Raw genomic sequence first — 26367 nt, 5'->3', positions numbered from 1 at the left:
GTCGACTGCGCCTGTTACAGCAACCTGTGTGGGGGATGCATGCCGTTCGTCCGTGCCAGACGTGCCGTCCGGGAGTCCGTCTCCGGTCTGCCCCGCGCGTTCTGGTGGCTGTGGACCAGCACGCTCGTCAACCGGCTCGGCGGCTTCGTCGCCACCTTCATGGCGCTGTACCTCACGCTCGACCGCGGCTACTCCGCCTCGTACGCCGGTCTGGTCGCCGCCCTGTACGGGCTCGGCGGGGTGATCTCCTCGCTGGGCGCGGGCGTGATGACCGACCGGCTGGGGCGGCGGCCCACCCTGCTGGTGGCGCAGGCGTCCACCGCCGTGTCCATCGCGGTGCTGGGGCTGGTGCGGGACCCGGTGTCCATCGCGGTCGTCGCGTGTGCCGTCGGCATGGCGTCCAACGCCTCCCGGCCCGCCGTGCAGGCGATGATGGCGGACATCGTGCGGCCGGAGGACCGTATCCGCGCGTTCTCGCTGAACTACTGGGCCATCAACCTCGGGTTCGCCGTGTCGTCCATGGGCGCCGGGTTCATCGCCGAGGTCAGTTATCTCGCCGGGTTCCTGATCGAGGCGGGGATGACGATGGTGTGTGCCGTCCTGGTCTTCCTGAAGCTGCCCGAGTCGCGGCCGGCGGGCGGGGCGGCCGCCGGGAAGGAGGGGCCGGGCGGGGATGCGGGGCTCGGGGCCGTGGTGCGCGACGGGCGGTTCATGGCGGTCGTCGGGCTGTCCTTCCTGGTCGCGATGATCTTCCAGCAGGGGTCGGTCGGCCTGCCGGTGGCGATGGGCCGGGCCGGGTTCAGTCCGGCCGACTACGGCATGGTGATCGCCCTCAACGGTGTCCTCGTCGTCGCCCTCCAGATTCCCGTCACCCGGTTCATCGAGCACCGGGACCCCCGGCGGCTGCTCGTGGTGTCGTCGCTGCTCGCCGGGTACGGATTCGGGCTGACCGCGTTCGCCGGGTCGGTCGGCGTCTTCGCGCTCACCGTCTGCGTGTGGACCCTGGCCGAGATCGTCAACGCCCCGACCCAGACCGGCCTCGTCGTCCGCCTCTCCCCCCTGCACGGCCGGGGCCGTTACCAGGGCATGTACACCCTGTCCTGGTCCGTCGCCTCCCTGGTCGCCCCGCTGCTGTCGGGCTTCGTCATCGACCGGTTCGGCGCGCAGTGGCTGTGGGGGACGTGCGCGGCCGTCGGGACGGTGGCCGGGGTGGGATACGGGGTGCTGATGCGGAGACTGCCCGCGGAGGAACCCCTCCCGCAGGAGGCGGGGGAAGCCTTGGCCTCGCGGAGGGTCCAGGATTCTCAGCAGGCCACCGCTTCACAGGCCGTGCCGGGCTCCCCGCAGGCCACCTGAGCCGCTGCCTCACGGATGCATCCGCGCCCCCTTCACCACCTTGTCCACGGCGTTGCGCGGCCCGTACACCGCCAGCCCCACCAGGTCCAGTTGTGCCGTCGGGACGGCCCGTACGGCCGCGCGGTTGTCGTGGTCGTTGCCCGTGGTGAAGAGGTCGGAGGTGAACAGGGCGCGCGGCAGGGCGCGGGACAGGGCGCGGGCGTGGGCCGTCGTCAGGGTCTCTTTGGCGCCCTCGAAGACCAGGACGGGCTGGCGGAACATCGGCAGGTAGGGCACGCCGTCCGCGTCCTCGTACGGGTCGCCGATCACCTCGGGAACCCGGGTGCCCAGGCCGCTGACCAGGAAGGCGGTGACGTTGAGGCGCTGCCAGGGTGCGAGGTCCTCGCGCAGCAGGACGGCGATCTTGGTGTCGAAGCGGAGGGGTTCGGTGCTCATGGGCACCAAGGCTGCCGTCGGGGCCCGGACGCGTCTTGTACGTTCTTTGCATGGGCTCCCCGGACACCGCCCCTGGGCAGAACGTCTCCGCCTGGCGCCCGCGCGTGCCGGGCGTGGTCGAGGTGCTGCATGCCCGGTTCACCGAGTACGCGTATCCGATGCACGTGCACGACGCGTGGACGCTGCTGATCGTCGACTCCGGGGCCGTGCGCTACGACCTGGACCGGCACGAGCACGGCACCCCGCACGACACCGTGTCCCTGCTGCCGCCGCACGTTCCGCACAACGGCTCGCCGGCGACGCCGGGCGGTTTCCGCAAGCGGGTGCTGTACCTGGACGGCACGCATCTGCCGGAGGACCTTGTCGGGGCCGCCGTGGACGGTCCCGACCTGCGCGATCCCCTGCTGCGGCGGCGCGTCGGGCAGCTGCACGCGGCGCTGGCGGAACCGGGCGACGAGCTGGAGGCGGAGAGCCGGCTGGCGTTCGTCGGGCAGTGGCTGCGGGAGCGGTTGCGGGACCGGTCGCGGTCCGCGGGGCGGGCGTCCGCGCCCCGGCGTGACCCGGTGCTCGCGCGCCGGCTGCGCGAGCTGCTCGACGCACGGGTGGTGGAGGGGCTCGGGCTGGCGGAGGCCACCGGCCTGCTGCACGCCCATCCCGCCCATCTCGTCCGGGCGTTCAGTGCCGCGTACGGCATCGCCCCGCACCAGTACCTGATGTCCCGCCGCGTGGGCCGCGCCCGCCGGCTGCTCCTCGAGGGAGCGGCACCGAGTCAGGTCGCGGCCGCCACGGGGTTCTACGACCAGTCCCATCTCACCCGTCACTTCCGCAAGTTGGTGGGGGTGACCCCGGGGCGGTACGCGGCGACGGCGGTGAAAAAGGCCTCGTCGTCCACAGGTGCGCGGTCGTAGGGTCCGGGCGTGGACTGGCATTCCTGGCATGACGCCTACGACTCCCCCGGCTCCGTTCTCGCCCGGCGGCTGGCGCTCGTCCAGGCGCAGGTGCGCCGCGCCCTGGACGAGGCCCCGCCGGGGCCGCTGACGGCCGTCAGCCTGTGCGCGGGCCAGGGGCGGGATCTGATCGGCGTGCTCGCCCGGCACCCCCGCCGGGCCGACGTGCGGGCCCGGCTGGTCGAGCTGGACGAGCGGAACGTCGAGGCGGCGCGGGGCGCGGCCCGGGCGGCGGGACTCGCGGGGGTGGAGGTCGTCGCGGGCGACGCCGCGCTGACCGACCACTACGTCGGCCTGGTGCCGGCCGACCTGGTGCTGGTCTGCGGCACGCTCGGCAACGTCACCGACACCGACGTCGAACGCATCCTGGACTACTGCACCCGGCTGTGCCGGACCGGCGGCACCCTGGTCTGGACCCGCAACCGCAAGGCCCCCGACCTCGTCCCGCAGGTCTGCGCCTGGCTGGAGGAGCGCGGCTTCGAACGCCTCGCGGTGTCCGATCCCTCGGTCCGGCAGGCCGTCGGCGCCCACCGGTTCACCGGCGATCCGCGGCCCCTGGTCGCGGGCGAGCGGATGTTCCGGTTCGTCGGGTACGACCGGCTGCGCCGGGCCTGAGGACGTCAGTCCTCGGTCGGCCGCTGCAGCAGGTGCGCGAAGGCGTCCAGGTTCCGCGTCGGCTCGCCGCGCGAGACGCGCCAGGCGTACTCCTTGCGGATGGCGCTCGCGAAGCCCAGTTCCAGCAGGGTGTTGAAACTGCCGTCGGCCGCCTCCAGGACCTGGCCGAGCAGGCGGTCCACCTCGTCCGGGGTGACGGCGGACAGCGGGAGGCGGGCGGTGACGTAGATGTCGCCGTGCTGGTCCACGGCGTAACTCACGCCGTACAGCTTGAGGTTGCGCTCCAGGAGCCAGCGGTGGACGGCCGCCTCGTTCTCGTCGGGGTGGCGGATGACGAAGGCGTTGAGGGAGAGGGAGTGGCGGCCGACGCGCAGCGAGAGGGTCGTCGACAGTTTGCGGGTGCCGGGGAGTTTGGCCACGTACGTCCCGGGCTCGGGGCTCTCCCACTCCAGCTCGGCGTCCTTCAGGACGCCCTCGATGACCTGTGCCGCCGCCTTGTGTGCCTCAGCCATGGTGGGAGCGTACGCGACGCCGGTGCGCCTGCAGCGCGGCCGTGTAGACGTCCGCGGTGGCGGCGGCCGCGGTGTCCCAGCCGAAGGACTGGGCGTGCCGGGTGGCGGCGGCGCCCATACGGTCCGTCAGCTCCGGCCTGTCGGCGAAGTCGCGCAGCACGCGCGCGTAGTCGGCGGGGTTGTGCCCGCGGACGAGGAAACCGGTCTGCCCGTCCCGTACGGCGACCGGCAGGCCGCCGACCGCTGCCGCGAGCACGGGGGTGCCCGCCGCCTGGGCCTCTATGGCGACCAGGCCGAAGGACTCGCTGTAGGAGGGCATCACCAGCAGGGAGGCCGCCCGGAACCAGTCCGCGAGCTGCTCCTGGCCGACCGGCGGGCGGAACCGTACGACGTCCGCGATGCCGAGGCGGGCCGCGAGTTTCTGCAGCCCTTCGGGTTTGGCGAGGCCGCTGCCGCTGGGGCCGCCGACGACGGGCACGAGGATGCGGGAACGCAGCTCGGGGCGCTCGTCGAGCAGCACGGCGACCGCGCGCAGCAGCACGTCGGGGGCCTTGAGGGGCTGTATACGGCCGGCGAAGAGCGGGATCAGGGCGTCCTGCGGGAGGCCGAGCCGGGCCCGGGCTGCGGCGCGGCCGTCGGCGGGGGTGAAACGGGTGAGGTTGACGCCCGGGTGGACGACGGCGACCTTGGCCGGGTCGGCGGCGTAGTGCCGGACGAGTTCGTCGGCCTCCTCGGCGGTGTTGGCGATGAGCCGGTCGGCGGCGGCGACGATCTGGGTCTCGCCGATGACGCGGGCGGCGGGCTCGGGGGTGTCGCCGTCGGCCAGGTTGGCGTTCTTGACCTTGGCCATGGTGTGCATGGCGTGCACCAGGGGCACGCCCCAGCGCTGGGCGGCGAGCCAGCCGACGTGGCCGGAGAGCCAGTAGTGGGAGTGGACCAGGTCGTAGTGGCCGGGGCGGTGGCCGGCCCAGGCCTGCATCACGCCGTGCGTGAAGGCGCACAGCTGCGCCGGGAGGTCCTCCTTGGCGAGGCCCTCGTACGGCCCGGCGTCCACGTGCCGGACCAGCACGCCCGGGGCGAGCTGCACGGTCGGCGGGAGGGCGGCGGCGGTGGCGCGCGTGAAGACCTCCACCTCGATGCCGTGGGCGGCCAGGCGCTGCGCGAGCTCCACGATGTAGACGTTCATGCCGCCGGCGTCGCCGGTGCCCGGCTGGTGCAGCGGGGAGGTGTGCACGGAGAGCATGGCCACGCGGCGTGGCCTGCGGTGCAGCCTCAGGCGCGGCGATGCGGCCGGGGAGCGCCGCCCGAGCCTGCCGATGTACTGGCTCACGTGGCGTTCCTCCTCGCTTGCGGGCATGCCGGTCGCAGGGCGCACGAGCCCTTCGAAGAGGGGCAACACCGGAAGGGGCTGCCCCATTTCCGCCGGGGGCGGCTTTTGCCGAATCATTACTGCTGGTCGCTCAACCGTTCGACGCCGGGATGCGTGGACTGCCGGGTCGCTCGCCTGCGTGGGCGGCGTGGACGCTCCCTTACCCTCGTATCCGTGACAGCCCGCGCAGTGCCCCTCCCCCAGGCTCGGATCCGCCCGGGGACGCCCGTCGTGGGGACGGTGACGCGCGGGACGACCAACCCCAACCGGCTGCGCCGCATGGACCGCTGGATCGCGGCCACGCACGGCGCCGAGCTGCGGCGCGGCGCCGACCCGGTCGCGGTCGACCTCGGCTACGGGGCGGCCCCCTGGACGGCCGTCGAGCTGCTGGGCCGCCTGCGGACCGTGGCGCCACGCGCGCGTGTGGTCGGCATCGAGATCGAACCGGCCCGGGTCGCGGCGGCCCGGCCGTACGAGCGCGAGGGCCTGGCCTTCCGGCACGGCGGGTTCGAGATCCCCATCCCCGAGCGTCCGCTGCTCATCCGCGCCGCCAACGTCCTGCGCCAGTACGACGAGAGCGAGGTCGCCTCCGTCTGGGCCGGACTGTGCGCCCGGCTGGCCCCGGCGACCGCGCACTCGGGCGGCGGGCTGCTGGTGGAGGGGACCTGCGACGAGATCGGACGCCGGCACGTGTGGGTCGCCCTCGGCCCCGAGGGCCCGCGCACGGTCACCTTCGCCACCCGGCTGGGCTCCCTGGAGCGCCCCTCGGACCTGGCGGAACGGCTGCCGAAGGCGCTCATCCACCGCAACGTCCCCGGCGAGCCGGTGCACGCCTTCCTGCGCGACTTCGACCGCGCCTGGGCCGCCGCCGCGCCCTACGCCGCCTACGGCGCCCGGCAGCGCTGGATCCGCGCGGTCCAGGACATACGCACCGACTGGCCGGTCACGGACGGACCGGCCCGCTGGCGCCAGGGCGAAGTGACCCTGCGGTGGGAGGCGTTGGCGCCGCGGGGGTGAACGGGGCACCGCCCGTGCGGGGGAGCGTCCCCCACCGCGGAACGATCTCTGTGAGTCGTTCGTCACACTCACCGGGGGCCCGTCATGACAGGACCGCGGCCAGGAAAGGCCTGCCGGAGGGACCGGCGGGTGTACGGACTCTGTCGTTTCGGGCGCGGGCATGGCAGCATCCCCCAGACGCCGTAAGTTACTGACCGTTAACCACGTGGGGGGATGGGCTATGGGAACGGGCAAGCGCGGCCTGATCACGGCGGCCGTGACCGTGGTCCTGGCGGTCACCGTGCTGGCGGCCCCGGGCACGGCGTTCGCCGCCCCCGACCCCGGCCCCTCCCCCAGCGCGTCCACGAGCCCCGCACCGTCCACCAGCCCGGCCCCCGCGCCGAACAAGGACCTCGAAGCCGTCCGCAAGAAGCTCGACAGCCTCTACCGCGCGGCGGCCGTCGCCACGGAGGAGTACAACGCCGCCGAGGAGAAGGCGAAGCAGCAGTCCGCCGAGATCGCCCGGCTGGAGAAGAAGATCGCCGAGGGCCGCGAGAAGCTGGCCGAGCTGAAGGACCGCGCGGGCGCCGCGGCACGCGCCCAGTACCGCACGGGCGGGCTGCCGCCCGAGGCCCACCTGATGCTCAGCGACGACCCGCAGGAGTTCCTCGACGGCACCCGCCGGGTCCGCCAGGGCCAGCACGCCGCCAAAGGCCTGCTGGGCGAGATGACCCGCACTCAGGAGGACTTGGAGCAGTACGCCAAGGACGCCACCGCCCAGTGGAAGAAGCTGGAGGCGGGCCGCAAGGCCAAGGCCACGGCACAGAAGAAGATCGAGAAGCAGATCGCGGCGGCCGAGAAGCTCGAGTCGGAGCTGGCGAAACAGGAGCGCGAGCGCCTCGCCGAACTGGAACGCGAGGCCGCTCAGCGGGCGCAGACCGCCTGGCTCGACTCCGGCGTCCTCGACGAGATCACCGGCAAGGCCACCGAGCAGGGGAAGAAGGCGGTCCAGTACGCCACCGCCCAGCTCGGCAAGTCGTACCAGTGGGGCGCCGAGGGCCCCAGGACGTACGACTGCTCCGGGCTGACCTCACAGGCCTGGGCGTCGGCCGGGCGGGGCATCCCGCGCACCTCGCAGGAGCAGTGGAAGCGGCTGAAGCACATCGCCGTACAGGACATGCGCCCCGGCGACCTCATCATCTACTTCGACGACGCCAGCCATGTCGCGCTGTACATCGGCGACGGCTCGATCGTGCACGCCCCGCGCCCGGGGCGGACCGTGACGATCGCGGGGGCGGGCTCGATGCCGATCCTCGGGGTGGTCCGGCCGGACGCGTAGGAACCGCCGGGGGGTGACCGCCCTCCGTGACGTGGACCACGTGACCCACCCCACGCCCAACACCCCCGAAAACCCCGCGCGGACGTGACGTTCGTCATCCCCGCGACACACATTCCCTGTCCAACTGCTACGGATATCGCGGCATATGACAGTGGCCGAGGGCCCAGCGGCGTGCCTCACACCATTCCGCTGCGGTGCCGCGACCCGCTATGGTCCCCGTCGGTGGGTCGAGACCCCTCGCCCCCGCCAGCCCTCGGGGGGAGGGAAGGAACTCAGGACAATGCCCGTACCCGTACCGCGGCAGAGAGCGATCCCGGCCGTGGAGAGTGGTCAGGCGCAGGCCGCGTCCCTGAGCGACGGCGCTCCCAAGGACTCCTTGGGGACCGCCCCGCGCAAGGAGGCCAAGGTCGAGAAGACGGACCAGGTCGAGAACCACACCACCCACACCAACCTGACGCTGCTGCTCATCGAGGACGACCCGGCCGGCTCGCCGATCGTGCCCGACCTGCTCGACCAGGCCGGCAAGCCGATCCGCGTCCGCACCGCGCGCAACCTCACCGAGGCCGAGCGGCTGCTCACCGACGACGTCCACTGCATCCTGCTGGACCTGGCGCTGCCGGCGCCGGGCCGGGCGGGCGACGGTGACGACGAGCTCGCCGTGCTCAAGCACGTGCTCGAGCTCGCGCCCCGGCACGCCGTCCTCGCGCTCACCGCGTCCGGCGACGCCGAGCGCGGCGCCGAGGCGGTGCGCGTGGGCGCCCAGGACTACCTCTTCCGCGACGAGCTGGACGGCCGGCTGCTGAGCCGGGCGATCCGCTACGCCGTGGAGCGCAAGCGGTCCGACACCGCCGAACGGCGGCTCGCCGAGGGCCGGATGCGCGCCCAGGAGAACCGCCGGCTGCAGCGCGGCCTGCTGCCGACCCCGCTGCTGGAGGGCTCTTCCCTGCGGTTCGCCGCCCGCTACCGCCCGGGCCGCTCCCGGGCGCTGCTCGGCGGCGACTTCTACGACGTCGTGCGCACCCAGGACGGCACCGTGCACGCCATGATCGGCGACGTCTGCGGCCACGGCCCGGACGAGGCCGCCCTCGGGGTGGAGCTGCGCATCGCCTGGCGGGCGCTGACGCTGGCGGGCCTGTGCGGCGACCAGCTGCTGGGCACGCTGCAGCAGGTGCTGGAGCACGAGCGTGCCGACGACGAGATCTTCGCGACCCTGTGCACGGTGGACATCGCGCCGGACGGCCGCCGCGCCGGGCTGTGCCTGGCCGGCCATCCGGCACCGCTGCTGGCCCGCCCGGGCCAGGCGCCGCGGCTGCTGCCGTACGACAACAACGGCCCGGCCCTGGGCCTGCTGCCGGGCGCCCGCTGGCCGCGTATGCAGGTGGAGCTGGGCGCCGAGTGGAGCCTGATGCTCTACACCGACGGACTGATCGAGGGCCGGATCGGTGAGGGCCGGGAGCGGCTCGGGCAGGACGGCATGGTGGAGATGATCCGCCGGCAGCTGTCCGAGGGGTTGCGCGGTGAGGAACTGCTGCGGGCCGCGGTGAACGAGGTGCGGACGCTCAACGGCGGGGAGTTGACGGACGACGTGGCCGTGCTGCTGCTGGACCGGGAGGGCTGAGCGGACCCGCTCCGCACCGTCCCGCTCGGCGCCGGCCCTGGCGTCGCAGCGCTCAGCGCCCGCCGTTCCAGGGGCCGTACGGGCCGTCGCTGCTGGAGCCGCGGCGGCTGCGGCCGCCGCCGGGCAGGCTGCGGAGGGCCGGGCGTACGTCGACCATGTACACGATCGTCGCGACGAGGCCGATGACCGGCAGGAACGACAGGATCGGGAAGAGCAGGTCCACCACGAAGGCGATGCCGAGGATGATCATCCAGAACGGCTTGGTCTGCTTGTCGGCCGCGCGGTAGGCGTCCTCGCGTCGCACGGCGGCGTCGATCAACGCGAAGCCGCTGAAAAGGATCAGGGCCATGCTCAGCAGCCACATGAACCCCGCGAAGCCCTGCATCAGCACAACGCTCACCACCCGACTCGGCTCGTTCCTACGCGGTCACCGTACCCGTACAACGGGCCGGGCACCCCGAGGGTGCCCGGCCCGCTCGCCTGCCGCCGCTTACTTGGCGGGCGGCGTCGTCTTCTTCGCGGTCGCCGGCTTGCGCGCCGGGGCCTTCCTGGCCGGGGCCTTCTTGTCGGCGTCCGGGCCGGCCTGGGCCTCGGCGGGCTTGGCCTCGGCGGGCTTGGCCTCCTCCTTCACCTCGACCGGCTCGGCGTTCGGCTCGACGGCCACGGCCAGATCCTCGATCCCCTCGGCGGCCTCGCCGCGCCAGGTCTTCACGGCCTGCTCACCGTGCTCGGCGACCTTCTCGTAGGCCTCCCGGGCCTTGACGGCGTACTCGGCGGCCACGCCGACCGAGCGCAGCGCGAGGTCCTGGGCGGTCTCGCCGAACTTCTTCAGGTCCTTGTCGAGAGACCCGAGGAACTCGTTGACCTTGTTCTGCAGGGTCTCCTGCGTCTCCTTGACCCGGACGGTCGCCTTCTCCTGCACGGCCTTCGGGTCGGTGTTGCGCACGGCCTCGATCCGCGCCGGGGTCTCGGCACGCAGCTTCTCCACCAGGGCCGGCACCTTCTTGGCCTGCTGCAGGGCGAGGTCGGCGGTGCCGGCGGCGAAGTACAGCGGGGTCGGGTTGCTCAGGGTCTTGCGCAGGTCGTCGGTGATGGCCATGGTGATGGTCCTCCCGGATTCGTTTCGGCTGGGGGTCTGTGGGTCCGCAGTCAGGTGGCCGGTGCCCTGGTCCGGCTCAACCGGCCGCCTGCTGCGGGCCGTTGTCACCGCCGCCGACCGTGCGGGGACGGCGTACGGCGGGGTCGGCACGGTCGCCCGTGCGGGTACGTCCTACGGCGGTGCCGCTGTCCGGAGTGTCCGGGTGCGCCGCATCCTCACCTGCCGCGTCGGCCGGATGCTCGCCTGCGAGGCCGTTCTCCTTGCGGAAGGACTCGTAGATCTGGAGCAGCACCTGCTTCTGCCGCTCGGTCAGCGTGGGATCGGCGAGGATGACCGCCCGCGTCTCCACCGCGTCCCGGTCCCGCTCGGCGTCCAGGATCCCGGCACGGACGTACAGCGTCTCCGCGGAGATCCGCAGGGCCTTGGCGACCTGCTGGAGCACCTCCGCGCTCGGCTTGCGCAGCCCGCGCTCGATCTGGCTGAGGTACGGATTGGACACACCGGCGGCGTCGGCGAGCTGCCGCAGCGACAGCTGCGCGTTGCGCCGCTGCTCGCGCAGGTACTCACCGAGATTGCCGACGTTGAGCGATGCCATGCCTCCACCTTGCCCCACCCCCGCTAACTTTTGCAAGCACGCCGCTTGCAAAAGTGCGCCACGCCACGCGGGAACCGCCCGGTCGGCCGAGACGGGATCAAGGATGGGGCAAAAGGATTCCCGCATGGTTTTCGGTGCCGTTTTCGGCGTGTTGCGCCGCCTGCGCCGATAACATGTTCGAACTCATGGTGAGCGCATTTATCAACCATCTTGCATTAATTCGCCCATAACCGACCAAATCGGCCACAGCATTGATACCCATAGCCTCGCGAGACACCTCGCGGACAGACAACACACCTGCGCCCCCCGCCTGGCGCCGGCCGCGCGTCATCCTGTGGGCCGCGGCCGGTGCGGTGGCCCTCGGGTTCCTGGTCGCGCTGGAGATCGCCGCCCGTCGCTACGGCATACCAGGGCCGATCACCAATCAGGCGCGGGAGGTGATATTCGCCCCCAAATCGGGGCCGTTGCTGTACGCCAGCATGGCGCTGACGATGGTGGTGCTCACCTGGCGGCAGCGGTTCATCGCGGCTGCTGCCGCGGTCGGCATCGACCTCGTCTTCCTTCTCGCGCGGTGGGTCCTCGGCATCTGGCCGCCCACCGGCCACCCGTTCGGCAACGGCGCGTTGTGGGTGATCCTGGCCGTCGCGGTCATCGCCGTCACGCGCCGCACCGGACAGGAACGCGTGCTGCTGCTCAAGGGGGTGGGGCTGGGCTTGCTGCTGGTGGCCGGCCGCAAGACCGGTGACGCCTGGCTGCTCATCACCTCCAAGACCCGCCCGACGGTGCTCGACCCGTACGTGGCCACCGCCGACCACGCCCTGGGTGACCCGTCCTGGCTGGTGGGCCGGCTCGTCGACGCCACCGGCCCGGTCGGCGCCCATCTCCTCGACTGGGTCTACATCCAGCTCGCCGTGGCCGCGGTCGTCGTCGCGGTGTACCAGCTGCGCCACGTGGCCGCCGAGCGCCGCTTCCCCGCCCACCACCTGGTGCGCACCTTCCTGGTGATCGGCCTCCTCGGACCCGGCATCTACATGATCTTCCCGGTGGTCGGACCGGTCTTCGCCTACGGCGCCGACGGCGGACACTGGGCGGCGGCGAACCTGTGGCCGACGACCCCGCCGGCCGGTGCGCCGCACCCGATACCGTTCGACCAGATCACCCCCCGCAACTGCATGCCCAGCCTGCACACGGCCTGGGCCACCACCATCTTCGTGCACTCCCGCAGGGGCCCCCGGGCGCTGCGCCTGATGGGCACCTTCTGGCTCATCGCCACGCTCGCCGCGACGCTCGGTTTCGGCTACCACTACGGGGCGGACCTCATCGCCGGCGTGGTGTTCGCGCTGACCATCGAGGCTGCGCTGCGCGCGGCCGGCCGCGGCTGGGACCGGTCCGCGGTGCAGCTCGTCGCCTGCGGCACGACGGTCTTCGCCCTGATGCTGGTGTCCTACCGCTACCTGCCGGTGACGATGGCCGCGTATCCGTGGGTGTTCGGGCCGCTGCTCCTGCTGGCGATGGCGTCCGTGGTGTACGGCTTCGTACGGGCCATCGAGCGGTGGGAGCCGAAGACGCCGGCGGTCCCGCGGCCGGAACCGCAACCGGAACTGGCGTGAGTCAGGCTGGGTAGTCGCCGACAGACGGTGCCCGGCCCGGCTGCCCGGCCTGGACAGGGCTGCCCGGCCCGGGCACCGTCGGCCCCTCCCGACGTCGGAAAGCGGAACCCGTGCACACCGAGTGGACCACCACCCCCCTGACCGCCGAACTCGTCCGCGGCGCCCTCGACCTGGAACGCACCGAACGCGGAATCCTGCCGCACCGGCTGCCCGCCCGGGCCCGCGCCCAGTGCCCCGACGAGCAGCTCGCGACGGCCGAGTCCCAGCCCTCCGGCGTACGGCTGGTGTTCCGTACGCCGGCCACCGCCGTCGAACTGGACACGCTGCCCACCAAACGCGCCTACGTCGGCGCCCCGCCCCGCCCGGACGGGCTGTACGACCTGCTCGTCGACGGCCGGCTGACCGCCCAGGCCACCGCCGGCGGCGGGCACACCGTGACCATCGACATGACCACCGGCACCGCCGAGCACCGGCCCGGCCCGCCCGCCACCGTGTCCTTCACCGGCCTGCCCGCCGGGATGAAGGACGTGGAGATCTGGCTGCCGCACAACGAGACCACCGAGCTGCTCGCCCTGCGCACCGACGCCCCCGTCCAGCCCGTGCCGGACCGCGGCCGCAGGGTGTGGCTGCACCACGGCAGTTCGATCAGCCACGGCTCCGACGCCGCGAGCCCGACGGGCATCTGGCCGGTGCTCGCCGCCTCCCTCGGCGGCGTGGAGCTGATCAACCTCGGGCTGGCCGGCAGCGCCCTGCTCGACCCCTTCACCGCCCGCGCCGTACGGGACACCCCAGCCGACCTGATCAGCCTCAAGGTCGGCATCAACCTGGTCAACCTGGACCTCATGCGGCTGCGCGCCTTCACCCCGGCCGTGCACGGCTTCCTCGACACCGTCCGCGAGGGCCACCCGGACACCCCGCTGCTGGTGGTCTCCCCCATCCTGTGCCCGATCCACGAGGACACCCCGGGCCCCAGCGCGCCCGACCTCGACGGACTGCGCGCCGGGCAGCTGCGGTTCGCCGCGATGGGCGACCCGGCGGAACGCGCGAGCGGGAAACTGACCCTCGGCGTCATCCGGGAGGAGCTGTCCCGCATCGTGCGGCAACGGGCGGCCGACGACCCCCACCTGCACTACCTCGACGGCCGCGACCTGTACGGCGAGGCCGACCACGCCGAACTGCCCCTGCCCGACCAGCTCCACCCCGACGCCGCGGCCCACCGCCGGATCGGCGAACGCTTCGCCGCGCTGGCCTTCGGCGCGGACGGCCCGTTCGCGGGCTGACGGCGTCGCGCCCCGGCGGCTAGCGTCCCGGCATGGCCGACGAGGAGTTCCACCACCCCCGGCTCGCCGCCCTGTACGACCACCTCCACCCGGACCGCACCGACCTGGCGCCCTACCTCCGGCTGGCGGCAAAGTCCGGGGCGCGCCGGGTGCTGGACATCGGCTGCGGCACGGGCGTGTTCGCGCTGCTGCTGGCCGGGCGCGGGGTGGAGGTGGTCGGCGTGGACCCCGCCGGGGCGTGTCTCGACGTGGCCCGGGCGACACCGGGCGCCGACCGGGTGCGCTGGATCCACGGTGACGCCACGGCCCTGCCGCCGTTGCGGGTGGACCTGGCCACCATGACGGCGAACGTCGCCCAGGCGATCGTCACCCCCGAGGCCTGGCAGGCGACCCTCCAGGGCGCCTGCCAGGCCCTGCGCCCGGGCGGACGGCTGGTGTTCGAGACCCGGGACCCGGCCCGGCGCGCCTGGGAGGACTGGCACCGCGAGGCCACGTACCGCGTCACCGAGGTCCCCGGCGTGGGCACGGTGCGCAGCTGGGTGGACGTACGCGGCGTCGACGGGCAGCTGGTCACCTTCCGCTGGACGTACGTGTTCACCGCGGACGGGCAGGTGCTGACCTCCGACTCGACCCTGCGGTTCCGCGGCCGCGAGGAGGTGGAGGCGGACCTGACCGCACAGGGGTACACCGTCGAAGCCGTACGGGACGCCCCCGACCGCCCCGGCAAGGAGCTCGTCTTCCTCGCCCGGCGGCCGGAGGCATGACCGCGACCCGGAGCCGCGCCACCCGGACCTCGCGGTGCCGCGCCGCATGGCCGGCCGGCCGGTGACCAACACCCACTTTTTTGTGGGTACTTGGCTGGGTGCGGGCGTACGGCGACCCTGGTGGTGGGCGGCCGGTGAGGTGCCGGGCGGGCAGGGGACGGAGGTGACGTACGCGTCAGGAGGCGGGCCGGGAGACTCCCGCCTCGGTCTCGGCCAGCCGCTCCAGGCGGCGGTGACCCCAGTCGGAGAGCGGGGCCAGCGCCTCGGCGAGTTCACGGCCGAAGGGGGTCAGCGAGTAGACCGTCTTCGGCGGCAGCACGTCGTACACCTCCCGGTGCACCAGCCCGTCCTCCGTCATCTCCCGTAACGCCTGGGTCAGCACCTTCTCGGTGAGGCCCGGCACCTGCCGGCGCAGCTGCCCCGGCCGCCGCGGGCCCGACTCCAGCAGCCACAGCAGGGTCGTCTTCCACTTGCCGTCGATCACGCTGATCGCGGCGGTCACTCCGCAGACGCCCGGGTCCTGGCGGCGGCGCGTCATCCTCGCCCCTTTCGTCATCAATTGCCGTAATACAGCTAGGAGTTGAAGCGTGTCTACGTACAGCACCACCCCGTCCCCGGGGCATTCCTCCCGGGCCGCCGTCACCGTGCTGGGGCTCGGTCCGATGGGCCGGGCGCTGGCCGGCGCCTTCCTGGACGCGGGGCTGCGCACCACCGTCTGGAACCGCACCCCGGGCAAGGACCGCGAGCTGCTCGACCGGGGAGCGGCCGGCGCCCGGACCGCCGCCGAGGCGGCCGCCGCCGGTGAGGTGGTCGTCGTCTGCGTGGTGAACTACGACGCCGCCGACGCCGTGCTGCGGCAGGACGAGGTCGCCGCCGCCCTGAAGGGCCGTACGGTCGTCAACCTGACCGCCGACACCCCGGCCCGGGCCCGTGAGACGGCCGAGTGGGCCGCCGCCCACGGGGTCCGTTACCTGGACGGCGCCATCATGGTGCCGACCCCGGTCATCGGAACGCCCGGCGGGGTGTTCCTGTACAGCGGCCCGCGGGACCTCTACCGCGAGGTCCGCCCCGTGCTCGACGTGCTGGGCGGCAGCCACACCCACCTCGGCGAGGACATCGGCCGGGCCGCCGCCTTCGACATCGCCCTGCTCGACGTCTTCTGGACGTCGATGGCGGGCTACGCGCACGCCCTGGCGGTGGCGAAGGCCGAGGGCATCACCGCCCGGGAGCTGGCGCCCTTCGCCCAGGGCATCGCCGCGATCCTGCCGCCGCTGTTCGCGGAGTGGGCCGGCGACGCCGACGACGGCACCTTCTCCGGCCGCCTCAATCCGCTCACCTCGGGGGCGTCCTCGATGGCCCACATCGTGGCGGTGTCCGAGTCCCACGGCATCGACGCCGGCGTGATGCGCGCGACCGAGGGCATGGCCCGCCGCGCGATCGGTCTCGGACACGGCACGGACGGTTTCGTGCGGGTCGCGGAGGTCATCAGCCGCCACCTTGGGTGATCCCCCGGGGCCGGGGGACGGCTCCCTCCCCGGCCCCGGAACGTCACCCTTCGAACCCGCCCTCGGCCAGGGTCCGTTCGATCCGCGCCCGGTGCGCCGCCTCCCAGTCGTCCAGGGACTCGGCGGCCTCCTTGGCGAGCTTGTCCCGGGCCCCGGCGAGGATCTCCGCCCGGCGGTCACCCGGCACGACGACCACGCCCTCCTCGTCGGCCACGACGACATCCCCCGGGGAGACGGACACCCCGCCGCACCGCACCCGCTCCCCGAGCGGCCGTACGGCCGACTTGGTGCCCGGGATCGGGATGACCCCGCGCGCGAACACCGGGAACCCGGCCTCCCGCACCTCGGCCAGGTCCCGGATCAGCCCGTCGGCGACGAAGGCCGCGACGCCCCGGCGCTGCGCGACCGCGCACACGTTGCCGCCGGCCAGCGCGTAGTCCAGGTCGCCCGACTCCACGACGACGACCGAGCCGGGCTCGGCCCGGTAGACGGCCGCGTGCAGCATCAGGTTGTCGCCGGGCGGGCACCGCACGGTGAACGCCGGCCCGGCCACGCGCGGCACCGGGCCCCACAGCGGACGGATGCCGATGTCCATGACCTGGGCGCGGCCCAGCAGGTCGGCGAGGGTGGTGGTGGGGAGGTCCGCGAACGCGGCGATGCCCCGGTCGCTGACGCGGTCGGTGTCGCTGGCGGTGTCGCGGTCGGTGTCGATCTCCGTGTCTGCCATGCCCGCACCCTACGCCCGCTGTCAGAACGGCAGTTGGCCGCTGAGCACCACGTCCAGCCGTGACACCGCCCGGGTCAGCACCACGTACAGCCGGTGCAGCCCGCGGTCCTCCGCCGCCGCGATCGCCGCCGGCTCGACGGCCACCACGTGGTCGTACTCCAGGCCCTTGACGACACTCGCCGGCACCACGGTCACCCGGGCGCCCAGGTCCTCCGGGCCCGCCGCCGCGACCCCGGCCGCCGCCAGCGCACGACGCACCCGGGGCACGTCCGCGTCGGCCGCGACGACCCCGACGGAGCCCTCCCGGGCGAGTGCGTCCCGCACGGCGGCCACGACCTCTCCCGGCACCTCACCCGGAGCCGCCCGCCGGATGCGCACCTCCCCGTCGCCGCGCAGCGACGTGGCGGGCGGGACGTCCACGCCGAGCCGGCCGAGCAGCCGGTTGGCGAGGGCGACGACCGCCTTCGGCACCCGGAACCCGGTGGTCAGCGCCACCACGGGCGCCTGTGGCCTGCCCAGGTGCGCAAGGACCGTACGCCACGAGCGCGCCGCCCACGGGGTGGTGCCCTGTGCCAGGTCGCCCAGCACGGTCAGGGAGCCGAAGGCGGACCGGCGGGCGACGGCCCGGCACTCCATCGGGGAGAGGTCCTGCGCCTCGTCGACGACCACATGGCCGTACCCCGCCGGGTGCTCGATCAGCCCGGCGACCTCGTCGAGCAGCACCAGGTCGGCGGCCGACCAGCGCGCCGAGCGCCACGACCGAGGCGGCCCCGCCCACAGCAGCGCCTTCTGCTCCTCGGCGTCCAGCACCCCCTCGGCCGCCGCCGCCAGCACGGCGGGGTCGGACAGCAGGCCGGCGACGACCTCCTCGGGCCGCACCCGGGGCCAGACGGCGTCCAGGCAGGCGGTCACCGGCCGGGCCCGCTCCATCCGGCGCAGCCACGCCCGCGTCCGCGGCCCGCCCCGCCGTTCGGCCTGGTCCCGCAGTTCCGCCACGATCCGGCTGCGCACCCGCTCCCGCCCGACCCCGTACAACGGCCGCTCGTCCCGCACGCCCGCCACGATCCGCTCCAGCTCCTGCGCCCCCACCCGCCAGCGGTACGACCCGTCCGGCACCTCGAGGGGACCGGCGCCGCCGGGCACGCGCGCGTACAGCGCCCGGCGCAGCACCTCGGCCATCCGGGCGTCGTGCTTGACGACGGCGGTCCGCTCGTCGTCGGCGCCGGTCACCGGATGCCGGGCGATCTCGTCGCCGAGCGTCGACTGACGTACGCCCGTCTCCCCGAGGGAGGGCAGCACCTCGGAGATGTACGACAGGAAGGTCGGGTGGGGGCCGAGGATCAGCAGGCCGCCCCGCCGGAGGCGCTGCGGGTGGGTGTAGAGCAGGTACGCCGCCCGGTGCAGCCCGACCGCCGTCTTGCCGGTGCCCGGCGCGCCCTGCACGCACACGGACACGGCGAGGTCCTCGCGTACGAGGTCGTCCTGCTCGGGCTGGATCGTCGCGGCGATGTCCCGCATGGGCCCGACCCGGGGCCGCTCGATCTCCCGGGCGACGATGCCGCCGGGCCCGGCCTCCCCTCGCGCCAGGTGCTCGTCCTCCAGCCCGGTGAGGTCGGCGGACTCGCCCCGGCTGCCGGGCGCCCACCCGAACCGCCGCCGCACGGCCACGCCCTGCGGATCCCGCGTGGAGGCCTGGTAGTAGGCGCGGGAGACGGGGGCCCGCCAGTCGACGACGAGGGGCGGCTCGGCCGGCTCCTCGGTGATCCGCAACCGCCCGATGTGGTACGTCAGCCCGGCGTGCTCGCCCCCGCCCGGGCCGAAGTCCAGCCGGCCGAAGAACAACGGCCCGTCGGGCAGCTCGCGCAGTTCCGCGGCCCGGCTGCGCAGCCGGCGTCCGAGGACCTCGGCGTCGGCGCCGGAGGCGGAGACGTCCTCGCCGGTGACGACGTACTCCCGGGCACCGTCGGCCATCGCCGCCAGGGCGGCACGGCAGCGGTCGTGGTGGGCGCGTTCGCGGGCGAGGGCGGGCGGGAGGGCGGGGTCGGGTGACGTCATGCCGCCGAGCGTACGGTAAAAACGTAACTCGGTCACATTTTTTACTGAGCCTCACTCAGGCGAACCGGGGCAGCCCTCCCGCCAGCAGCCCGAACGCCCGCTCAGCCGCCGCCACCGCGTCCGCCCGTACGTCCGCCGCCCGCTCCCCCGCCGCGATCCGCCGCCAGTTCTCCTGCGCGAGGACCCGCCGCACGGCGACGATCTGCCCGGCCGCGAGCCGGGCGTCCAGGTCGCCGCCCAGCGCCTCGGCGAGCGCGGCCTCGGACCGCTCCAGATGGGCGTACAGCCGCGCGACCAGCGCCGGCGTGCCGTACAGCAGCTGGTGGAAGGCGAGCACCTCGGGATCGTCGCTCAGCCCGGTGACCGGGTCCCCCTGCTCCAGCCCGCGCAGAAAATGCCGCCGCAGCGCCGCCAGGGGCGAGGGCCCCTCCCCCACCACCCGCGCGGCCTCGCCCTCGTGGTCGGCGATCCGGTACAGGACGAGGTCCTCCTTGGCCGGGAAGTACCGGAACAGCGTCGGTTTGGACACCTCGGCCGCGGCGGCGATCTCCGCGACGGACACCGCGTCGAACCCCTTCTCCAGGAACAGCCGGACGGCGACGTCCGACAGCACCTGGTACATCCGCTGCTTCTTGCGCTCACGCAGGCCGGGTGGGGTCATGGGGGGAGCCTACGCAAGCGGAGGGTGACCACGACAAGGGTCAGCCCGGCAGGTCACGTCGCGGTTCTCCGTGGGTGCGGCACCATCGCGCGAGAGCGGCCGTGATCTCGCGGGGGTCCGGCACCCTGTCCAGCCCCAGGGGCACGGCGGCCTCGGCCAGGACTCCACGCAGTCTCAGTGCGGACCGCGCGAGGTGCCGCCCGTGCTCACCCTGTCCGGGTTCCAGGGACAGCGCCACGCGGATGACGTCGGTAAACACGGACTGCGCCTTCTTGTAGGAGAGGAGCCGCCCGAGATCCTGCTCCCAGCCGTTCGAGCTGCCGCGGCGCACCTTCTCGACCGTGCGGCACCACTGCTCGGTCAACCTGCGAGCCTGCCAGGTCGGGTACCGCATCAGGTGGAGGTGGGTCGCCAGGTCGTACAGCGGATCGCCGAGCATCGCCAGTTCCCAGTCGATCGTCCACAGCCGTCCGCGCCGATCGACGATGAAATTCTCCCGGTGCAGATCGGCGTGCAGCAGGCAGAAGGGGCGCTCCCGGAGACCCGGCACCTGCTTCCTGAGCTTCTTGAAGGAATCCCCGTCCACACCGAGCTCACCGAAGAGCGCTTCGAACCTTTGCAGGTTCCGCAGGTAGACGTTCTCCTCGGTGAAACACACGAGCCGCTCCAGGAAGCCGTCGGTGTCACCGTCCTCCGGTCGGTCCTCGCCGGTGCAGCGTCGCTTGACTATCAGCGTTTCCGCAGTCACCTCGGCCAGCTGCCGGAACACCTGCGCGATCTGTCGGAGGAGAGGTTCCGGCACGGGCAGGCCCGATTCCCACAACGACCCGAGCGTCCGGCCCTCGATGAAACGCTGCAGGCGCAGACCGCCGAACTCCAGGATGTCCGGGATACCCGTGATGCGGCCGCTCAGCGCGTCCAGCAACTCCTCTTCCGAAGCGAAACACCGTCGGTCGAACCACAGGAGCTCGGTGCGCGGCTCCCGGCATTTCCAGCGAACCGGCCGTGCCGTTCCCGCGCCGCCGGGCAGAGGGAACACGTACGTTTCGTGGTGGTAGCCCTGGAGCGGCCCTTCGACCACGCTCGCGTCCCCACACACCTGGAGGGCATGCCGTCGAGCGCTGGAAGCTGGTTCCGATGACATGGGGCCGTTTCTCTTGCGTGGGAACCTTCCGGAGGGTACAGATGTGGCAGCAAAGTACTCCGCGGTCACGTGTGGCTCACGTCAAACGCCGCTCTTCGCCGAAGTTGTTCCACCGAACGGTTACCGGACGGGCCCATGTACGCCCGTCGATCCCCTCTCGACGCGGATCGAACGGTGACCTGCGGTGCCCCCCGCAGCGCCCGCCGTGAGCCACACTGAAGCCGGCGAGCGGGAGGAGACCGATGGGCGACGCACGCGACGAGCAGGAGGCCCTGCGACGGCTTCTCGGTGACGCGCGCGCCGTGCTGTTCGACTTCGACGGACCGGTCACCCGGCTGTTCCGCGGGGTGTCCACCGCCCCCGTCGCCCAGGAGATCAAGGCGGCGGTCCGCGAGATCTGGGGCCCTCTCGACCCTGACGTCGAGGCGTGCGAGGACTCGCACGGCATTCTGCGGCGCATCCGTGACATGTACGACCGTCCGGCCCCGGTCTCTCGCAGCCGCAGGGCGCTCGCCCTGGCGGAAGCCATCGTGACCCGGTACGAATACCAAGCCGTCGAGGCGGCCGAGCCGACGGCACGTTTCACGGATCTCGTCGATGAGCTGCTCAAGCTGAAACTGACCCTGGCGATTGTGAGCAACAACGCCGAGGGACCGGTCTGGGAGTTCCTCAAGCGCCTGGGCATGGAGTCGCGGTTCGAGACGGTCATCGGGCGCGACCCGTACGAGCTGCGGCACATGAAGCCCGCTTCCTACGCGGTGGACCGCGCGGTGCAGCACCTGGGGCTGCTCCCTTCCTCGTGTCTGCTGGTGGGAGACCAGCTCACCGACCTCGAAGCCGCTCGCGCGGCGGGCACCCGCTTCATCGGATACACCTCGCGGCAGGAGCGCGCCACACAGATGTGGGAGCGCCTGGCCGACTGGGTGGTGCCCTCCCATGAACCGGTCATCGTCGCCGCGCGAGCCCTCCGAAAAGGCAAGTGACCTTCTGGCGCTGTGGACTTGACCACGGCATCATGGGGGCCACCACGCTCGACAGACATGGCCGTCGTCTCGTGTCTGCGGCGCGCACAGGGGAGGTGGCGGGTGTCTCCGCGCGATCCGGGTGACGGCCGGCCTTCCAGACTCCAGCGCGTGCAGCACGCCCTGAGCGAGTGGAAACCCCGTCTCATCAAGTGGCTGCTGGCCTTGGTCGCCGTCCTCGGTGTGGCCGCCGAGATCATCGATCCTCTAGGGGACGCCCTCAAAGGCCAGGGCTTCCTGGGCGGTTCGTTCGCCGCACTGATCGCCCTCATTCTCTTCGACGCGGTCAGCGAGTCCGAGCCCCGCGAGGTGTCGGGTGTCTACGTCCTGGCCAATCTGAACGACCTGGCCGCTCCTTTCAGGGAGGCGTTCGAGGCGCGCCAGGTCCGTATCGACTTCTCCGGCTTCACTATGCAGACGCTGATCGGCCTGCTGCGGGAACCACTGGAACGCCTGGCCGACGAGGAAGTACGCACGCAGGAACTCCACCTGCGCATCATCATCGCCCATCTCAATCTGCCGATGAGCCTGCCCGGACGACTTGATCCCGCTCCTGAGGCCTCCGGTCTTCCCGCCGGCACGGTGTTCTTCGCGGACTTCGCGGAGAACCGTCAGCGCATGCGGGACGATTTCACCAAGCCCAACTGGAACCAGCTCAAGGATCTCCTGGACCGGGTGCACCAACGAAACCCGCACATCGCCATCACGTGTGAGGTCCGCGAGTCGCCGCAGATACCCGAGCGCAAGGTCTACATCCTCAACCAGGAAAAGCTGTTCTATGCGCCCTACGGGATAATGGACACCCGTATCAACTGGCGTGACAACTCCTACCGGATCCTCGACGCCGCGGGCTTCGGCCTGCGTTACGGGAAGGCCCGGATCATCGGCTGGGACCGGCGCGCGCAGTCCCGCTCCACCCAGGAGATCGCGGAGCACCACATGGAGTGGCACCGGAACCTGTGGGAGAAGCTGGGGTACATCAAGTCGCAGAACCCCGTGATCCCGGAACCCCGGTGGGTTCCGCCCGAGGAGCGGGCCGGGCGATAGGCCGGGCGGCGACCTTGCCGATCTTGCCGTTGGCCTTTTAGGTCCTGGAGCGTGGTGCGCAGCGACACCAGATGCCGGTCCGCGATCTTCGGCAGCCGTCGGCGCACCCGAAGGTCGGCCGCGTTCCCAACCGCAGGTGAGTGTCCAGCGATTCCGAGGTGAGCGTGTAGACGTCGAGGTCGACCTCCTGGTGCTGGAACACCCGGTCGATGAACCACCCGAGGTCCGCCATGCGCACCGGAGACGCCCCGACCGCACCGGAGACCGGCTGCCGGATCACGCGGGACCCGCTCCCCTGACGGGACTCGAGCCAGCCCATCTCGTCACGCGGAGCGACCACCTCACAGCAACCCGTCCAATGGGCAGTAGGGAAGTTGCCGGGCTCCAGGATCGGACGGGCCGATGGCTCAGGCTTGGCCCCTCAGCACGGTCAGCACGGCCTCGAGGGACCCCACGATGCACGCAGGATCCACCCCCGCCGCCACCAGCGCCTCGGCCGTCCTCGCGGTGCGCGCGTAACCCAGGAAGGGCACACCCGCGTCCTTTGCGGCGGCGAAGTCCGTCGGGGCGTCGCCGAGCATCAGGGCCCTGGCCGGATCGGCGCCCAGGGCGTTGAGGGCCTGGAGCAGGCAGTGCGGATGCGGCTTCATCAGGTGGAGGTCACGAGTGCGCCCGTAGATCGACGAGAAACAGCCGGTGAGGCCCCGGCTGGCGAGGTAGGCGGCGGCCGCACGCGCCGAGTTGTTGGTGGTGACGGCGAACCGGGCACCCAGGGCCGACCACGTCCTGATCAGTGGGTCGGCGTACGGAGTGGGGAACGCGCCGGCGACCGCCTTCAGTTCCTGGCCGGTGAGCCAGTCCTCCAGTTCCGCGGTCAGATCGCTGTCCGGGTGCCGACTGTCGACCCCGCCCAGGACGGCTTGAGGGTCCTTCTGGACGCGCTCCTCCTCCGTCAACAGCCCGCCCAGCCCCAGCCGGTCGATGAGCCCCACCAGCTCCTTGGCCACTCCCTCCGCCGGATGCCCCGCGAACAGGCGGCATATGGGCCCGTCCAGGTCCCACAGGACGTAGCGAACGGGAGCGAGCAGTTTCTGCAGTTCCTCAGTCGATGCTGTCACCGGTTCAGTCTGCGTCGCATCACGGGTCACTAGAAGAGTGTCAGGTCGGACGTGATGGTTTCCCAGAGGGCGTCGAACCACTTCTGGGACTCCACCACGAAGGCCGCGTCGCGCTGCCCCGCCCGCTTCTCGAACGAGAACAGCAGGGACTCCGTGCCGAGGACGTCGTACATGTCCATCGTGCCGCTGTCCGTGAACTCCTCGCGGCGGGTGACCATGTAGTACGCGATCAGGGCTTCTTGTTCGTTGAGGAGGTACAGCTTCACCGGCGGGGTGAACGGCAGCGCGCGGAACGTCACCCGGACCTCCACGCCGTGGGTGGAGCGCAGCGCGTACAGGTTGTGCCGCAGCACCTGCCCTTGCGCGTTGCGCTGGGCCAGCCAGCGCTCGTGGACCGGGTCGTCGTCGCCGCGGTCCTCGACGGAGATCGGGAACGCCAGGTTGATGTCCCGGGACGGCAGCAGGATGCGCACGTCGATCGACTGAGGGCGGATGCGGCCCTCGTGGATCAGGCGGAGCGGCTCGGCGAGGGCCAGCATCAGGGTCTCGGCGGTCAGGCACGCCGCGTCGATGCGCACGCGCGGCACCGAGAAGGCCTGCGCGAGCCGGGGCGCCAGCGCCACCATCGTCGGCTGCGGCTCCCCCCGTTCCCCCGCCGGCTCGGCGATCCGCGGCGGACTGCCCTTGCTCACGTTGGTCAGCAGGCCGTCCTCGTGCAGCACCCGCAGGGCCTGGCGCACGGCTGAGCGCTCCACCCCGAACTCCTCGGCGAGTTCGGCCTGGGTGGGCAGGCGCTCCCCCGCCTTCAGCTCGCCGGCACGGATGCGTTCCCGCAGGACATCGGCGATTTCCTGCGGCGTGAGTCGTCTGCTGCCGTTCACTGCCACGCTCTCCTGGGCCACGACCAAACGCTACAACTCTGATCCATCTGAGGGGAGTTGTTTGAAAGTTGTTTATAACTAGGGACCAAGCGGGGACAACTTAGTCAGAGTTGGTCGCCAACTTGGGGGAGTTGGCGGAAGTTTTGCTTCCGAAGTTCGCCCCCCGTCGCCCCACCACCGCGCACCACCCGCCCACCACCCGCCCGGGAAGCCCGAAGGGGGAATGAACCGTGCCCGTCCTCGCTGTCCTCTCCGCCGTCTTCGTCATCGGCTTCGAGCAGCTCGTCCAGTGGAAGTACGGCGCCACCGGCATCGTCGGCCTGCTCCTGCTCACCGTCGGCATCAAGGCCAAGAGCCCGGCGATCAGCTCCGCCGGCGCGGTCGTCCTCGCCCTGCTGATGGCGGGCCCCGCCCTGTGAGTGACGCACCAGCCGGGGTGCCGGCCCCTGGGAGACGTCAGCTCGTGAGCTTCAGCTCCGAACTGATCGTCTCCCACAACGCGTCGAACCACAGGTGGGACTGCTCCACGAACGTCGCGTCGCGCGGGCCGGCACCCGGTGCGAAGGCGAACAGCATCTGGCGGATGCCGTGGGCGTCGTACATCTCCAGGTGCTCCTGGCCGATCTCCTCCTCGCGGCGCGTCAGCGTGTAGTAGGCGAACAGCGCCTCCGTGCCGTTGAGCAGGTACAGCTTCACGGGCGGGGTGAAGGGCAGCGCGCGGAACCTCACCCGGACCTCGATGCCGTGGGTGGAGCGCAGGGCGTGCAGGTTGTGCTGGAGGACCTGTAACTGGGCGTTGCGCATGGCCACCCAGCGCTGGTGGATCGGGTCGTCGTCGCCGTCGCGGCCCTCGACGGGCACCGGGAAGGCGAGGTCGATGTTCCGGCTCGGCACCAGGACCCGGACGTCGATCTTGGCCGGTTTCAGCTGTCCCGCGTGGATCTGGCGCAGCGGCTCGCCGACCGCGAGGGTGAGGGAGACCGAGGTCAGGCACACGGCGTCGATCTCGACGTGTTCGGCGGCGAAGGCGGCCGCGATCCGGGGCGCGAGGGCCACGGTGGTGGGCAGGGGCGGCGCGGAAGGGCCGGTCAGCGCCCTGACGGGGTCGGGGGCGACGGTCGCCGGGCTCCCTTTGGAGACGTTGGTGAGCAGCTGCTCGGACTGCAGGATGCGCAGCGCCTCGCGCACGGCTCCGCGCTCGACACCGAACTCGTGGGCCAGCTGAGCCTGGGTGGGCATGCGTTGTCCGGGGCGCAGCGCTCCGGACCTGATCCGGGCGCGCAGCTCGTCGGCCACCTCGCGATGTGTCCTCTGTGGCCGCTGCGACCTCTTCCGCCCACTGACGGAGGCGTGTTCCGGCTCCACGCACAAACACTACAACTTCCCGCCATCTTCCGGCAGTTCAGCGAAAGGTGGTTATGAGCCGCTTCCAAGCGGAGATAAGTACAGTGAAGTTGGTCGCCAACTTGGGCGACATGGTCAAACTTCGAGAGGTGTTGGCACACCGTGCCAGGTTCCCTTCCGGAGGGGAGCCGGGACCCCGGCCGGTGCGCTCAGCGGCCACCGCACACCACGCAACGGCACAGTCACAACTTCACATCGACAACCGAACACCGTCCGCACAGCCACAACCGAACAACAACCACAACTCCACAGCTCGCTACGGATGAGC

The 26367-nt window shown here is 72.2% G+C and carries 28 protein-coding genes; 13 read left to right on the top strand and 15 right to left on the bottom strand.

Annotated features, from left to right (window positions below):
* The first annotated feature begins 39 nt into the window (after positions 1-39).
* Positions 40-1356, top strand: coding sequence for an MFS transporter (locus tag AB0K80_RS02845; RefSeq protein WP_365665162.1), 1317 nt, complete (start codon positions 40-42; stop codon positions 1354-1356).
* 9 nt (positions 1357-1365) lie between these two features.
* Here AB0K80_RS02845 and AB0K80_RS02840 read toward each other — a convergent pair whose 3' ends face one another.
* Complete coding sequence (locus AB0K80_RS02840) at positions 1366-1791, bottom strand: DUF2000 domain-containing protein (RefSeq protein WP_365665160.1); 426 nt, start codon at positions 1789-1791, stop codon at positions 1366-1368.
* A gap of 50 nt (positions 1792-1841) precedes the next feature.
* Here AB0K80_RS02840 and AB0K80_RS02835 point away from each other — a divergent pair, with 50 nt between their 5' ends.
* Together AB0K80_RS02835 and AB0K80_RS02830 are read left to right on the top strand one after the other, a co-directional pair.
* On the top strand, positions 1842-2699 hold the full coding sequence (locus AB0K80_RS02835) for an AraC family transcriptional regulator (protein ID WP_365665158.1): 858 nt from the start codon (positions 1842-1844) through the stop codon (positions 2697-2699).
* Positions 2700-2708: 9 nt separating this feature from the next.
* Positions 2709-3353: a class I SAM-dependent methyltransferase gene (locus tag AB0K80_RS02830; protein WP_365665156.1), complete on the top strand. Its 645-nt coding sequence runs from the start codon at positions 2709-2711 to the stop codon at positions 3351-3353.
* A gap of 5 nt (positions 3354-3358) precedes the next feature.
* Here the strand turns inward: AB0K80_RS02830 and AB0K80_RS02825 are convergent, their stop codons facing one another.
* Positions 3359-3865: a YbjN domain-containing protein gene (locus AB0K80_RS02825; protein WP_365665154.1), complete on the bottom strand. Its 507-nt coding sequence runs from the start codon at positions 3863-3865 to the stop codon at positions 3359-3361.
* Positions 3858-5195, bottom strand: coding sequence for a D-inositol-3-phosphate glycosyltransferase (gene mshA, locus AB0K80_RS02820; RefSeq protein ID WP_365665152.1), 1338 nt, complete (start codon positions 5193-5195; stop codon positions 3858-3860). Before mshA ends, AB0K80_RS02825 begins: the two co-directional genes overlap by 8 nt.
* 270 nt (positions 5196-5465) lie before the next feature.
* Between mshA and AB0K80_RS02815 the strand changes: the two genes are divergently transcribed.
* The 3 genes from AB0K80_RS02815 (at position 5466) to AB0K80_RS02805 (ending at position 9187) form a co-directional block, all read left to right on the top strand.
* Positions 5466-6251, top strand: a complete 786-nt coding sequence (locus AB0K80_RS02815) for a class I SAM-dependent methyltransferase (RefSeq protein WP_365665828.1) — start codon at positions 5466-5468, stop codon at positions 6249-6251.
* A 220-nt stretch (positions 6252-6471) separates the two neighbouring features.
* Positions 6472-7569 carry an NlpC/P60 family protein gene (locus AB0K80_RS02810; protein WP_365665150.1) on the top strand — a complete coding sequence of 366 codons (1098 nt, stop codon included), beginning with the start codon at positions 6472-6474 and terminating at the stop codon, positions 7567-7569.
* A gap of 280 nt (positions 7570-7849) precedes the next feature.
* Positions 7850-9187 carry a fused response regulator/phosphatase gene (locus AB0K80_RS02805; protein WP_365665148.1) on the top strand — a complete coding sequence of 446 codons (1338 nt, stop codon included), beginning with the start codon at positions 7850-7852 and terminating at the stop codon, positions 9185-9187.
* A gap of 52 nt (positions 9188-9239) precedes the next feature.
* Here AB0K80_RS02805 and AB0K80_RS02800 read toward each other — a convergent pair whose 3' ends face one another.
* The 4 genes from AB0K80_RS02800 to AB0K80_RS02785 all read right to left on the bottom strand — a co-directional run bounded on the left by AB0K80_RS02800 (position 9240) and on the right by AB0K80_RS02785 (position 11143).
* A complete protein-coding gene (locus AB0K80_RS02800; RefSeq protein WP_365665827.1) occupies positions 9240-9572 on the bottom strand; it encodes a DUF2516 family protein in 333 nt (110 codons plus the stop codon).
* A gap of 105 nt (positions 9573-9677) precedes the next feature.
* Positions 9678-10286 carry a hypothetical protein gene (locus AB0K80_RS02795; RefSeq protein WP_365665147.1) on the bottom strand — a complete coding sequence of 203 codons (609 nt, stop codon included), beginning with the start codon at positions 10284-10286 and terminating at the stop codon, positions 9678-9680.
* 76 nt (positions 10287-10362) lie between these two features.
* The gene (locus AB0K80_RS02790) at positions 10363-10881 is read right to left on the bottom strand and encodes a helix-turn-helix transcriptional regulator (RefSeq protein ID WP_365665145.1); all 519 of its coding nucleotides are present in this window, start codon (positions 10879-10881) and stop codon (positions 10363-10365) included.
* Positions 10882-10978: 97 nt separating this feature from the next.
* A complete protein-coding gene (locus tag AB0K80_RS02785; protein ID WP_365665866.1) occupies positions 10979-11143 on the bottom strand; it encodes a hypothetical protein in 165 nt (54 codons plus the stop codon).
* Between the two features lie 67 nt (positions 11144-11210).
* Here AB0K80_RS02785 and AB0K80_RS02780 point away from each other — a divergent pair, with 67 nt between their 5' ends.
* The 3 genes from AB0K80_RS02780 (at position 11211) to AB0K80_RS02770 (ending at position 14535) form a co-directional block, all read left to right on the top strand.
* Positions 11211-12491 carry a phosphatase PAP2 family protein gene (locus AB0K80_RS02780; protein WP_365665825.1) on the top strand — a complete coding sequence of 427 codons (1281 nt, stop codon included), beginning with the start codon at positions 11211-11213 and terminating at the stop codon, positions 12489-12491.
* A 110-nt stretch (positions 12492-12601) separates the two neighbouring features.
* The gene (locus tag AB0K80_RS02775) at positions 12602-13771 is read left to right on the top strand and encodes a lipase (RefSeq protein WP_365665143.1); all 1170 of its coding nucleotides are present in this window, start codon (positions 12602-12604) and stop codon (positions 13769-13771) included.
* Between the two features lie 32 nt (positions 13772-13803).
* Positions 13804-14535, top strand: a complete 732-nt coding sequence (locus AB0K80_RS02770; RefSeq protein WP_365665141.1) for a class I SAM-dependent methyltransferase — start codon at positions 13804-13806, stop codon at positions 14533-14535.
* Between the two features lie 175 nt (positions 14536-14710).
* Here the strand turns inward: AB0K80_RS02770 and AB0K80_RS02765 are convergent, their stop codons facing one another.
* Complete coding sequence (locus AB0K80_RS02765) at positions 14711-15073, bottom strand: helix-turn-helix domain-containing protein (RefSeq protein ID WP_365665139.1); 363 nt, start codon at positions 15071-15073, stop codon at positions 14711-14713.
* Between the two features lie 49 nt (positions 15074-15122).
* On the opposite strand from AB0K80_RS02765, the gene AB0K80_RS02760 reads away from it, so the two are divergent.
* A complete protein-coding gene (locus AB0K80_RS02760) occupies positions 15123-16040 on the top strand; it encodes an NAD(P)-binding domain-containing protein (RefSeq protein WP_365665137.1) in 918 nt (305 codons plus the stop codon).
* A gap of 43 nt (positions 16041-16083) precedes the next feature.
* On the opposite strand, the gene AB0K80_RS02755 is transcribed toward AB0K80_RS02760, so the two are convergent.
* The 4 genes from AB0K80_RS02755 to AB0K80_RS02740 are packed head-to-tail and all read right to left on the bottom strand — an operon-like array spanning position 16084 to position 20627.
* The gene (locus AB0K80_RS02755) at positions 16084-16767 is read right to left on the bottom strand and encodes an RraA family protein (RefSeq protein ID WP_365665135.1); all 684 of its coding nucleotides are present in this window, start codon (positions 16765-16767) and stop codon (positions 16084-16086) included.
* Positions 16768-16788: 21 nt separating this feature from the next.
* Positions 16789-18822, bottom strand: coding sequence for an AAA family ATPase (locus AB0K80_RS02750; RefSeq protein WP_365665133.1), 2034 nt, complete (start codon positions 18820-18822; stop codon positions 16789-16791).
* A gap of 55 nt (positions 18823-18877) precedes the next feature.
* A complete protein-coding gene (locus tag AB0K80_RS02745) occupies positions 18878-19483 on the bottom strand; it encodes a TetR family transcriptional regulator (protein ID WP_365665132.1) in 606 nt (201 codons plus the stop codon).
* A 40-nt stretch (positions 19484-19523) separates the two neighbouring features.
* Positions 19524-20627, bottom strand: coding sequence for a phosphotransferase (locus AB0K80_RS02740; RefSeq protein WP_365665823.1), 1104 nt, complete (start codon positions 20625-20627; stop codon positions 19524-19526).
* Between the two features lie 242 nt (positions 20628-20869).
* Between AB0K80_RS02740 and AB0K80_RS02735 the strand changes: the two genes are divergently transcribed.
* Positions 20870-21610 (top strand): HAD family hydrolase, encoded by a 741-nt coding sequence (locus AB0K80_RS02735; protein ID WP_365665130.1) that lies wholly within the window; start codon positions 20870-20872, stop codon positions 21608-21610.
* Positions 21611-21760: 150 nt separating this feature from the next.
* The gene (locus tag AB0K80_RS02730) at positions 21761-22696 is read left to right on the top strand and encodes a hypothetical protein (RefSeq protein WP_365665128.1); all 936 of its coding nucleotides are present in this window, start codon (positions 21761-21763) and stop codon (positions 22694-22696) included.
* A gap of 407 nt (positions 22697-23103) precedes the next feature.
* Here the strand turns inward: AB0K80_RS02730 and AB0K80_RS02725 are convergent, their stop codons facing one another.
* Entirely contained in the window at positions 23104-23814 is a 711-nt protein-coding gene (locus AB0K80_RS02725) for an HAD-IA family hydrolase (RefSeq protein WP_365665126.1), read from the bottom strand.
* A gap of 29 nt (positions 23815-23843) precedes the next feature.
* Positions 23844-24722 carry a winged helix-turn-helix domain-containing protein gene (locus AB0K80_RS02720; protein ID WP_365665124.1) on the bottom strand — a complete coding sequence of 293 codons (879 nt, stop codon included), beginning with the start codon at positions 24720-24722 and terminating at the stop codon, positions 23844-23846.
* 203 nt (positions 24723-24925) lie between these two features.
* Here AB0K80_RS02720 and AB0K80_RS02715 point away from each other — a divergent pair, with 203 nt between their 5' ends.
* Positions 24926-25114: a hypothetical protein gene (locus AB0K80_RS02715; RefSeq protein WP_365665122.1), complete on the top strand. Its 189-nt coding sequence runs from the start codon at positions 24926-24928 to the stop codon at positions 25112-25114.
* Positions 25115-25151: 37 nt separating this feature from the next.
* Here the strand turns inward: AB0K80_RS02715 and AB0K80_RS02710 are convergent, their stop codons facing one another.
* Positions 25152-26066: a GntR family transcriptional regulator gene (locus AB0K80_RS02710; RefSeq protein ID WP_365665120.1), complete on the bottom strand. Its 915-nt coding sequence runs from the start codon at positions 26064-26066 to the stop codon at positions 25152-25154.
* Between the last annotated feature and the right edge of the window lie 301 nt (positions 26067-26367).

This window comes from Streptomyces sp. NPDC052682, from assembly GCF_040678435.1.
In the GTDB taxonomy this organism is placed as follows: domain Bacteria; phylum Actinomycetota; class Actinomycetes; order Streptomycetales; family Streptomycetaceae; genus Streptomyces.
The sequence above is the reverse complement of the archived record's forward strand: the minus strand, read 5'-3'. Positions and strand labels throughout refer to the sequence as shown.

Coding starts and splice junctions, on each gene's coding strand:
- AB0K80_RS02845 (WP_365665162.1), top strand. CDS start 40: ATGCCGTTCGTCCGTGCCAGACGTGCCGTCCGGGAGTCCGTCTCCGGT.
- AB0K80_RS02840 (WP_365665160.1), bottom strand. CDS start 1,791: ATGAGCACCGAACCCCTCCGCTTCGACACCAAGATCGCCGTCCTGCTG.
- AB0K80_RS02835 (WP_365665158.1), top strand. CDS start 1,842: ATGGGCTCCCCGGACACCGCCCCTGGGCAGAACGTCTCCGCCTGGCGC.
- AB0K80_RS02825 (WP_365665154.1), bottom strand. CDS start 3,865: ATGGCTGAGGCACACAAGGCGGCGGCACAGGTCATCGAGGGCGTCCTG.
- AB0K80_RS02810 (WP_365665150.1), top strand. CDS start 6,472: ATGGGAACGGGCAAGCGCGGCCTGATCACGGCGGCCGTGACCGTGGTC.
- AB0K80_RS02805 (WP_365665148.1), top strand. CDS start 7,850: ATGCCCGTACCCGTACCGCGGCAGAGAGCGATCCCGGCCGTGGAGAGT.
- AB0K80_RS02800 (WP_365665827.1), bottom strand. CDS start 9,572: ATGCAGGGCTTCGCGGGGTTCATGTGGCTGCTGAGCATGGCCCTGATC.
- AB0K80_RS02795 (WP_365665147.1), bottom strand. CDS start 10,286: ATGGCCATCACCGACGACCTGCGCAAGACCCTGAGCAACCCGACCCCG.
- AB0K80_RS02790 (WP_365665145.1), bottom strand. CDS start 10,881: ATGGCATCGCTCAACGTCGGCAATCTCGGTGAGTACCTGCGCGAGCAG.
- AB0K80_RS02785 (WP_365665866.1), bottom strand. CDS start 11,143: ATGGGTATCAATGCTGTGGCCGATTTGGTCGGTTATGGGCGAATTAAT.
- AB0K80_RS02770 (WP_365665141.1), top strand. CDS start 13,804: ATGGCCGACGAGGAGTTCCACCACCCCCGGCTCGCCGCCCTGTACGAC.
- AB0K80_RS02765 (WP_365665139.1), bottom strand. CDS start 15,073: ATGACGCGCCGCCGCCAGGACCCGGGCGTCTGCGGAGTGACCGCCGCG.
- AB0K80_RS02755 (WP_365665135.1), bottom strand. CDS start 16,767: ATGGCAGACACGGAGATCGACACCGACCGCGACACCGCCAGCGACACC.
- AB0K80_RS02750 (WP_365665133.1), bottom strand. CDS start 18,822: ATGACGTCACCCGACCCCGCCCTCCCGCCCGCCCTCGCCCGCGAACGC.
- AB0K80_RS02745 (WP_365665132.1), bottom strand. CDS start 19,483: ATGACCCCACCCGGCCTGCGTGAGCGCAAGAAGCAGCGGATGTACCAG.
- AB0K80_RS02740 (WP_365665823.1), bottom strand. CDS start 20,627: ATGTCATCGGAACCAGCTTCCAGCGCTCGACGGCATGCCCTCCAGGTG.
- AB0K80_RS02735 (WP_365665130.1), top strand. CDS start 20,870: ATGGGCGACGCACGCGACGAGCAGGAGGCCCTGCGACGGCTTCTCGGT.